The sequence below is a fragment of the Bartonella sp. AA9NXGY genome, from assembly GCF_042196845.1.
Classification (GTDB): domain Bacteria; phylum Pseudomonadota; class Alphaproteobacteria; order Rhizobiales; family Rhizobiaceae; genus Bartonella.
The window spans coordinates 1-7,211 of the sequence record NZ_JBHIRB010000033.1 but is presented as its reverse complement, the minus strand read 5'-3'; the positions used below and the strand labels follow the sequence as shown (position 1 = coordinate 7,211).

Below are 7,211 nucleotides of genomic sequence, written 5' to 3'. Positions count from 1 at the left end.
ATTCAACTCATTCTCTCTCCATTGCGTTTATCAGAGATAGAGAGTGTTGATGAGGAGCATCCATGGTTTGTGCACGCATTTGATTTGATTAAAGCGCGTGCAAAATATGAACTGTACAAGAATATCCTTAAAGAACCCGATTGTGCAGCCGCTGCTTACAATGACTTTAACGAGCAATTGCATGAATTGCGTGCAGAGACGTCCAAACGTCATAACGTCACTCGAATAATTCCAACGGATTTCTAAAATGGTTTATTTTCCAATCGCTGATTACAGACCAGATGTTTCGGTCATCAACGGGAGCTTTACGGATACGCTTGTGAATGTTTTACCGGCTGATGGCTGTTACATTCCGATGCCTAATGCAATGGTTGTGTCTCATCCTTTAGAAGAAAAGCCATTGGGGTGCATAGCGTTTCGAAGTGGCAATGGTGTTAAGCTCATCGTAGGGGGAGCCAAAAAGCTTTATAGTTATAATAGTCAAACGCAGGGTTGGAAAGATATCAGCCAAAGTGGTGTGACGTATCATGCAAATGAGGAGAATAAATGGTCGTTTGCTCTTTTTAAAAACATGGTTATTGCGGTGAATAAAAATGATAAACCGCAAGTTTTCAAGGTCCTTAGTTCTGAACGGTTTGAAGATTTAGAAGGAAATCCACCGAAAGCAGGATTGGTCAAAGTTTGGGGACCTTTTGTTTGTTTGATGCAATTGACAGATAATCCCAATCGCATTCATTGGTCAGGTTTGAACGATGTAAATTTATGGGAAATAGGTAAAAAAAAATGTGATCATATAGATTTTCCAGATGGAGAATATGTGCAAGGGGCGACGGAATCCACCAATCCCCTTATTTTTATGCGTTCTGCTATTTACGCTGGTTTATTTACTCCAGGGGCTGAACTTGTATACAGTTTTCAAAAGATCCAAGACAAGCGCGGAGCGCGCAGTGCAGCCTCTATAGCATGTCGAGGGAGTGATGCTTTTTTTGCGAGTGATGGTGGTTTTTATCAGATGAGTTTGGATGGTCAACTTTTGCCGATAGGCTTTGAGAAAGTTGATAGAACAGTTTTTAAAACCTTTGATAAGTTTGCTCTTGATGAGATGCAAGGGGTTATAGATCCCATTGATAACCGGATTTACTGGTCCTTAAAAAGAGGTAATAACGAGCAAACGACCTTTGTCTATGATTGGGGATTGCAGAAATGGTCGACGCTACAGGGAAAACTTTTCACGTTGTTTCCAGTATTTACGACAGGGTATACTTTAGAACAGTTAGATGAGATTTCGATCAATCTTGAGACATTGCCGGCTTCTTTAGACAGCCCTCGTTGGCAAAGTGGTGCCCCAATGCTTGGTGCTTTTGATGACCAAAATCGGCTTGTTATGTTTACAGGTGCGCCGATGGAAGCAACGGTTGTTTCGCAAGAATTGGGGGCACCAGATGGAAGTTTTAACTTTATCACAAAAATGTTTGCCGAAGTTGATACGATGGAAGGTTTTTTAAGTATCGGAGAACGTCGGCTTCGTAATCATCAGACACCGATCACATGGCACAAGGAGAGGGTGTGTTCGTATGTCACGGGCGCTTATCATGGTCGTTCGCGCAATCGTTATCACCGCTTTAAATTGCGTATTCCTGAAGGTGTTCATTGGAACCATATCACAGGGTTTAATGTGGATTTACGTCCTTTAGGCAGAGGGTAATGGCAAAAGTTTTTTTGACCACGTCTTGGGATATGGGGCGTATAGCGCCTTATCTGGAAGACATCATTGCGTCATTTCGTGAGTATGTAGAGCATTTCAAACATGAAATCACGTTGCAAGAGCTCCTTGAAGCGATTTGCAGTGGCAAGAAACAGTTATGGCTTGTTTTGGATGATGACGAGCGCTTTTTAGCGGCATTCACGACCCAGATACAGCAGACAGTTTTAGGAAAGAAGCGCGCTCTGATTTGTGAATGTAGTGGCAAGGGCGTTCTTGATCAAGTTGATAATTTGACATTTGTAGAGGATTGGGCGCGTGAGAATGGGGCTTTTGAGATAGAGATTTTAGGGCGTTTAGGTTGGAAACGTGCACTGAACAAACAAGGTTATGGCATAGATATGCTTTATTATAGGAAGGAATTGTGACATGGGGAGCAGTAGACCAGCAACGACAGAACAGAAGCAGGTGCAGACAAGTGCCCCTCCCGCTTGGATGCAGAATGTATTTAAGCGAGGGGGTGCAGATGCGTATAACATGTATGATACAGGGATGGGTGGTAATGTGTATGGAGGACCTCGTGTTGCCCCGTTAAGTGCTCCAACTTACCAAGCAATCGGAGGTCTTGGAGCTATTCCTCATCAATATCAAAATTATATGAATCATTTGATGAATACTCCCATGCAGGCAGAAAGAAATATTGGTGAATTGGCTTCTAGTTATAAAGGGGGCTATGATCAGGATTTTGAAGATGTACTTAAAAAATCTATGGATGATGTGAGAGATACGATTAACAGCTCTTTTGTAGGTGCTGGTGGTTATGGATCTGGTGCGCATACAAAAGTGTTGGCGCGTGAACTTGATGCATTGTCTAAAAGTGCTAGGATTAATCATTACCGTCAGAATAAGCAGGATATGTTACATGCTAATGCCTTACTTGGTGATTTTAATAAGTATCGCTTAGGCATGATAGGTAACTTATTCCCCTCTTATAATAATGCCTATTCGAATATGTTGCAGGGGTCATCTGTTCTTAATGACTACAATCAACGCCTTGTTGATGCCAATAGAGAACGTTGGCTGGAACAAGACAATAGCGGCTGGAATAGGTTGAATATGCTTATGAACGCCGGTCATGGCTTCGCAAGAAATTACGGCACGACGATGAATAATATGTCAGAATCTAAGATGCATGGTAACGACCCTTGGCAGAATGCTATGATGGTGCTTTTTGGATTAAAGAAGGCTGCGGAAAAGGCAGCAAATGCTGCCGTTTAGTTTGAATAATCTTAGAAAAAATAAATAGTTAAAGGGAAAGTAATGGTTTTTATAGATTTTGACCCGAGAGATAGACGTTTCATATCCAAACTAGAAAAAGATCTACACGAACGCAGACTAGAAAAAGATTTACTACAATCAATAGCGAATCAACGAAAGGACAAACATAAATTACCAGTTTTTCTTAATGCGATTTCTATGAATGATCCATATAAGATAGGCTCTTTTTCTCCTTCTCCAATAGGTTCTATTCGTCCTTCTGAGATAGATAATGAGGGGAATAAACCCTCTCCGATTCCACAATCAGAAACTCCTCCTCAGTTAGAGACTTCTCCACCTATTTCAACAAAACCAGTTCCATTGCAAGAACAGCCTCCTGAACCAAATCTTAGTTTTTGGGATAAATTTTCTCGTTTTTCACAGTCTGATGTTAGTAAAAATATTGATGATTTTCTTATGGGTGCGATAACGGCTAGTCCAAATTCATCTGGATGGCAACTTTTTGCCAAGGGGCTGAAGAACTTGCATGAAGGAGATAAACAAAGAGGACAGGTTAACCAGACTGTCGAGTATCTAAAATCTAAAGGGTACAGTGAGGAAGAGGCGCGGTTCATAGCTGGAAATAGAGATGCGTTGAATGCTTTTCTATTACAAAAAGTGAACGGTGGAAATAGGAATTCCCAATTTACCAATGACGGTAGGATGCTTGTGGAAGATCCGAATGCACCAGGTGGATATAGATATATTATGGTTGAAGGTGGTAAATCGTATGAGGAAGCTGAACGTGCAAAAGCTCTATATGCAAATAATATAGTACGGAAAAGTATTTTATTGAAAGATCTCACATATCTTGATGAGTACCTTAAGGAAAAAGGTGGGTATGCAACAGGTCTGATTGCTTGGATTAAAAGCATTGTTCCTGGATTGAAAGAAAATGGTGCAGATAAAGTCGTGAAATCAATTAAGGAACGTATAGCAAGTGATCGTATAGACGAACTGAAGCAATTATCAAGGACAGGAGCGGTAGGACTTGGAAATGTCAGTGATAAAGATCTTGACATGCTAAAGCATTCTTTAGGTGAACTAAGCATTGATATGAATGTAGAATTATTTACGCGGAATCTGAATCAAATAAGAGATGTTATTTCAAGACTATCGCCTGAAGCAAAAGCCTATTTACTAGGTGAAGATGCTAGTCGCTCCTCTGCTAATCAGTCATCACAAGGAGGCAGTGCAAATTTGCCAACTATAAGTAGCAGAGAAGAGCTAGATCGTTATCCTCCTGGAACAATAGTTAATTATAATGGTCATCCAGTATATAAGGGAGCAAAAAGATGATAAACAATAAGCGTTATCGACCAGGAGATCGAGTTCTTGAACTTGGGGATGATGTTTACGTAGCCGATTATCCTCTTAATCCCAGCAATTCAGGTAAACGTTATCGACCAGGAGATCGAGTTCTTGAACTTGGTGATGATGTTTATGTAGCCGACTATCCTTTATATAATAATTCTTATGAAGAAGAAGCAGAACATCCCGAAATCACGCGAAGTGAAGCTTTTTGGAATTCTTTAAAGCATGGATTGAGTTTTAATTTAGATGATGAGATTGCGGGGATTACAGCGGCAGGACGTGATTCTGATGATGAGTTGGCAATATGGGCTTTTTTGAAGGGGCTTTACAACTATTGGACTGGAGATAAGAAAACCATAGAAAAATATGAGAAAGAAGCTAATAGAATACGTGATTATTATCGTAGGATGAGTGATCAACATTATTGGACTTCTTTTGCTGGAAATGCTTTAGGGGCGGCAATCCCTTCACTTGCGACTTTAGGGGGAGGGTTGTTAGCCTCAGGAGCACGCCTTGTAGCGCCTACACTTGCAAGGAATGTGGCGGGGTCAAAATTAGGTCAAGCCTTTTTGAAAACTGGTCAGTCACTACCAAGTCGATTTGCAAGCCCGTTTTTAGGCATCACGAACAAAACAACATTACCTCATTTGCTTAAAGTAGGTGCAGCATCTGGTGCATTACATGGCGCAGGAGAAGGCGAAGGACTTTTAAATACACTTCAAACCACGGCATCTGGTGGAACTTTAGGAATGGGCGGGGCATTGGCTGGAAATCTTGTAGGCAGTATGCTTGGTTCTACTTTTGGTGGAATACGAAGACTTTTTTCTCCTTCTCATACGAAAGAAGGTGTTTCAAAAGATACGTTAAGAGCAATCAGTAAACATTTAGGCAATGAAGCTTCTGAAGAGCTAGGAGAATCTTTTAAAAAAGCAGTTCCTACCGATTACGTAGCTGATCATAGTCCTTTTTTACAAGATCTTGTTTTTGATATCGCGAAAAGAAACCAAGGGGCTTATCTTGATTTAACCAAGAGAGCTAAACAGAGAGCGCTGGGAGGAGGGGAGCGTATTCATCAGGCGGCTGATAAATACTTTGTTCCTCATCAAAATGTCACAGGTTTAAAAAATGATCTTATCGCGATTAGGAAAGCAGAACCACATACTCTTTACGAAATAGCCAAAAAAATACCAATAGGAGAACAGCATTATGGCGCTCTTAATGAATTAATGAAGCGTCCATATTTCAAACAGGCTTATAAAGAAGGGCTACAGGAATTCACGAGTAAGGTCAAAGAAGTTGCTCCATTTTCTTCTGAAAAATTTAATCTCCTTAAAGAAAAGCCCAACATGGGTGTTCTCCATGAAACGAAGGTTAAACTTGGTCTTATGAGAGATGCAGCCGAGAAGGTAGGAGATAACAGTAAAGTTCATACCTTAGTTGGCATTCAGAAAAAGTTATTAGAGCTTATGGATGATATATCGCCTAAATATAAGAAGGCACGATCATTGTATCATCAATATAGTTCACGTTTAGATGCCATGGATGAAGGTTCCAAAATCCTTAGCAAGTCGGTTAATAAGGATGAGTTCAGTAAAATCTTTGATGAATTACCAAAGGCACAACAAGAATACTTTAAAAAGGGCTCAAGGGCAGAACTTTTACAAGGTATGGGGCAAACAAAAGATGAAGTATCCAAGGCAAAGGAGATTTTTGGTACGAATGATCTGTATAAACGATTTGCAAAGATTTATGGAGTCGATAAAGCTTCTGCGGTCAAGAAGGTTATCGAAAAAGAAGCCGATTATGCAGATTTTTATAATAGAATACCAGGTCGTGTAGCGGATGAAAAGATATCTTTTAGGCATAACGTCAATATGCCAACGGGTAAACATGATGCAGCTGTACAATTAGCAAAAGCTGCTGGGAAGGCTGCTTGGATTCCTTTCAAAGAGGCGGCGTTTAGAGAGCGTCAACGGATTGAAAAGGATGTTGTCAAATTGTTAACAGGGGGAACACAGATTAAGAATGCTCAAATTGTCGATCTCATTCAACGCATGGTGAAAGCGCATCATAATGGATATGTCACGAAAGAGTGGGTGAAAAAGCGTTTTTCTGATTTGTTTAGATTAAGTGGAAACGAGGTTGTGAGGATGTTTAACCGATGACCCGTTATAGTTCTTCTGTAGATGAAGCGATCCGTCAAGCAGCAGCGCGATATGGTTTGCCAGAGAGTTATTTGTACCGTGTTGCGCAAGTGGAAAGTGGAGGCAATCCGAATGCAAGGAATCCCCGCTCTTCTGCTGGTGGGTTGTATCAATTTATAGACAGCACCGCCAAACAATATGGTTTGCAGGATCGTTTTGACCCCATACAAGCAGCTGATGCCATGGGGCGCTTGACGCTTGATAATCGCAATCATTTAAGCCGCCTTTTGGGAAGAGCGCCTACTGATGCAGAATTGTATTTAGCACATCAACAAGGGGCAGGAGGAGCCGCCCGCCTTTTACAAAATCCCCATGCCAATGCAGCGCAAATTGTTGGCAGTAATGCGGTTGGTTTGAATGGTGGCAACAACGCTATGCGTGCAAGTGATTTTGTAAACCGCGTGCTACAGATGTATGGGGGGCAGCCTTATAGAGCAAGTCCTATAGCACAGGGTGGTTTTGGCAATAGAGACAACTTGTTAGAGGTTTTACGGGCATTATTAGCATCACAAGAAGAGGCTTCGGAAGAAGAAGAGAGTGATGATGATAATCCTTTGATGACGCAATTCATGCGGGCGTTTTACGGACCATTTTACCGAAGCTAGGATTCACGAGAAATGTCAACGATTTATGATTGGTCGCTTAGAGCGTCGGATAATACGCGCGTGGATAAT

Annotated in this window: 6 protein-coding genes and 1 pseudogene; all 7 read left to right on the top strand. The window is 41.2% G+C overall.

All coding sequences use genetic code 11. From position 1 onward, the window contains the following. Positions 1 to 246, top strand: a pseudogene (locus tag ACFIM6_RS09230) (hypothetical protein); the annotation flags it as partial. A 1-nt stretch (position 247) separates the two neighbouring features. Further along, positions 248 to 1,705 (top strand): hypothetical protein, encoded by a 1,458-nt coding sequence (locus tag ACFIM6_RS09225; protein WP_375612589.1) that lies wholly within the window; start codon positions 248 to 250, stop codon positions 1,703 to 1,705. Next, on the top strand, positions 1,705 to 2,130 hold the full coding sequence (locus tag ACFIM6_RS09220) for a hypothetical protein (protein ID WP_375612588.1): 426 nt from the start codon (positions 1,705 to 1,707) through the stop codon (positions 2,128 to 2,130). The genes ACFIM6_RS09225 and ACFIM6_RS09220 overlap by 1 nt, the downstream gene beginning before the upstream one ends. A 1-nt stretch (position 2,131) precedes the next feature. Continuing rightward, positions 2,132 to 2,980 carry a hypothetical protein gene (locus ACFIM6_RS09215; RefSeq protein ID WP_375612587.1) on the top strand — a complete coding sequence of 283 codons (849 nt, stop codon included), beginning with the start codon at positions 2,132 to 2,134 and terminating at the stop codon, positions 2,978 to 2,980. A 198-nt stretch (positions 2,981 to 3,178) separates the two neighbouring features. Next, the gene (locus ACFIM6_RS09210; RefSeq protein ID WP_375612586.1) at positions 3,179 to 4,318 is read left to right on the top strand and encodes a hypothetical protein; all 1,140 of its coding nucleotides are present in this window, start codon (positions 3,179 to 3,181) and stop codon (positions 4,316 to 4,318) included. Further along, a complete protein-coding gene (locus ACFIM6_RS09205; RefSeq protein ID WP_375612585.1) occupies positions 4,315 to 6,498 on the top strand; it encodes a hypothetical protein in 2,184 nt (727 codons plus the stop codon). The genes ACFIM6_RS09210 and ACFIM6_RS09205 overlap by 4 nt, the downstream gene beginning before the upstream one ends. Next, positions 6,495 to 7,142 carry a transglycosylase SLT domain-containing protein gene (locus tag ACFIM6_RS09200; protein ID WP_375612584.1) on the top strand — a complete coding sequence of 216 codons (648 nt, stop codon included), beginning with the start codon at positions 6,495 to 6,497 and terminating at the stop codon, positions 7,140 to 7,142. The genes ACFIM6_RS09205 and ACFIM6_RS09200 overlap by 4 nt, the downstream gene beginning before the upstream one ends. The last annotated feature ends 69 nt before the right edge of the window (positions 7,143 to 7,211 follow it).

Coding starts and splice junctions, on each gene's coding strand:
- ACFIM6_RS09205 (WP_375612585.1), top strand. CDS start 4,315: ATGATAAACAATAAGCGTTATCGACCAGGAGATCGAGTTCTTGAACTT.
- ACFIM6_RS09225 (WP_375612589.1), top strand. CDS start 248: ATGGTTTATTTTCCAATCGCTGATTACAGACCAGATGTTTCGGTCATC.
- ACFIM6_RS09220 (WP_375612588.1), top strand. CDS start 1,705: ATGGCAAAAGTTTTTTTGACCACGTCTTGGGATATGGGGCGTATAGCG.
- ACFIM6_RS09200 (WP_375612584.1), top strand. CDS start 6,495: ATGACCCGTTATAGTTCTTCTGTAGATGAAGCGATCCGTCAAGCAGCA.
- ACFIM6_RS09215 (WP_375612587.1), top strand. CDS start 2,132: ATGGGGAGCAGTAGACCAGCAACGACAGAACAGAAGCAGGTGCAGACA.
- ACFIM6_RS09210 (WP_375612586.1), top strand. CDS start 3,179: ATGAATGATCCATATAAGATAGGCTCTTTTTCTCCTTCTCCAATAGGT.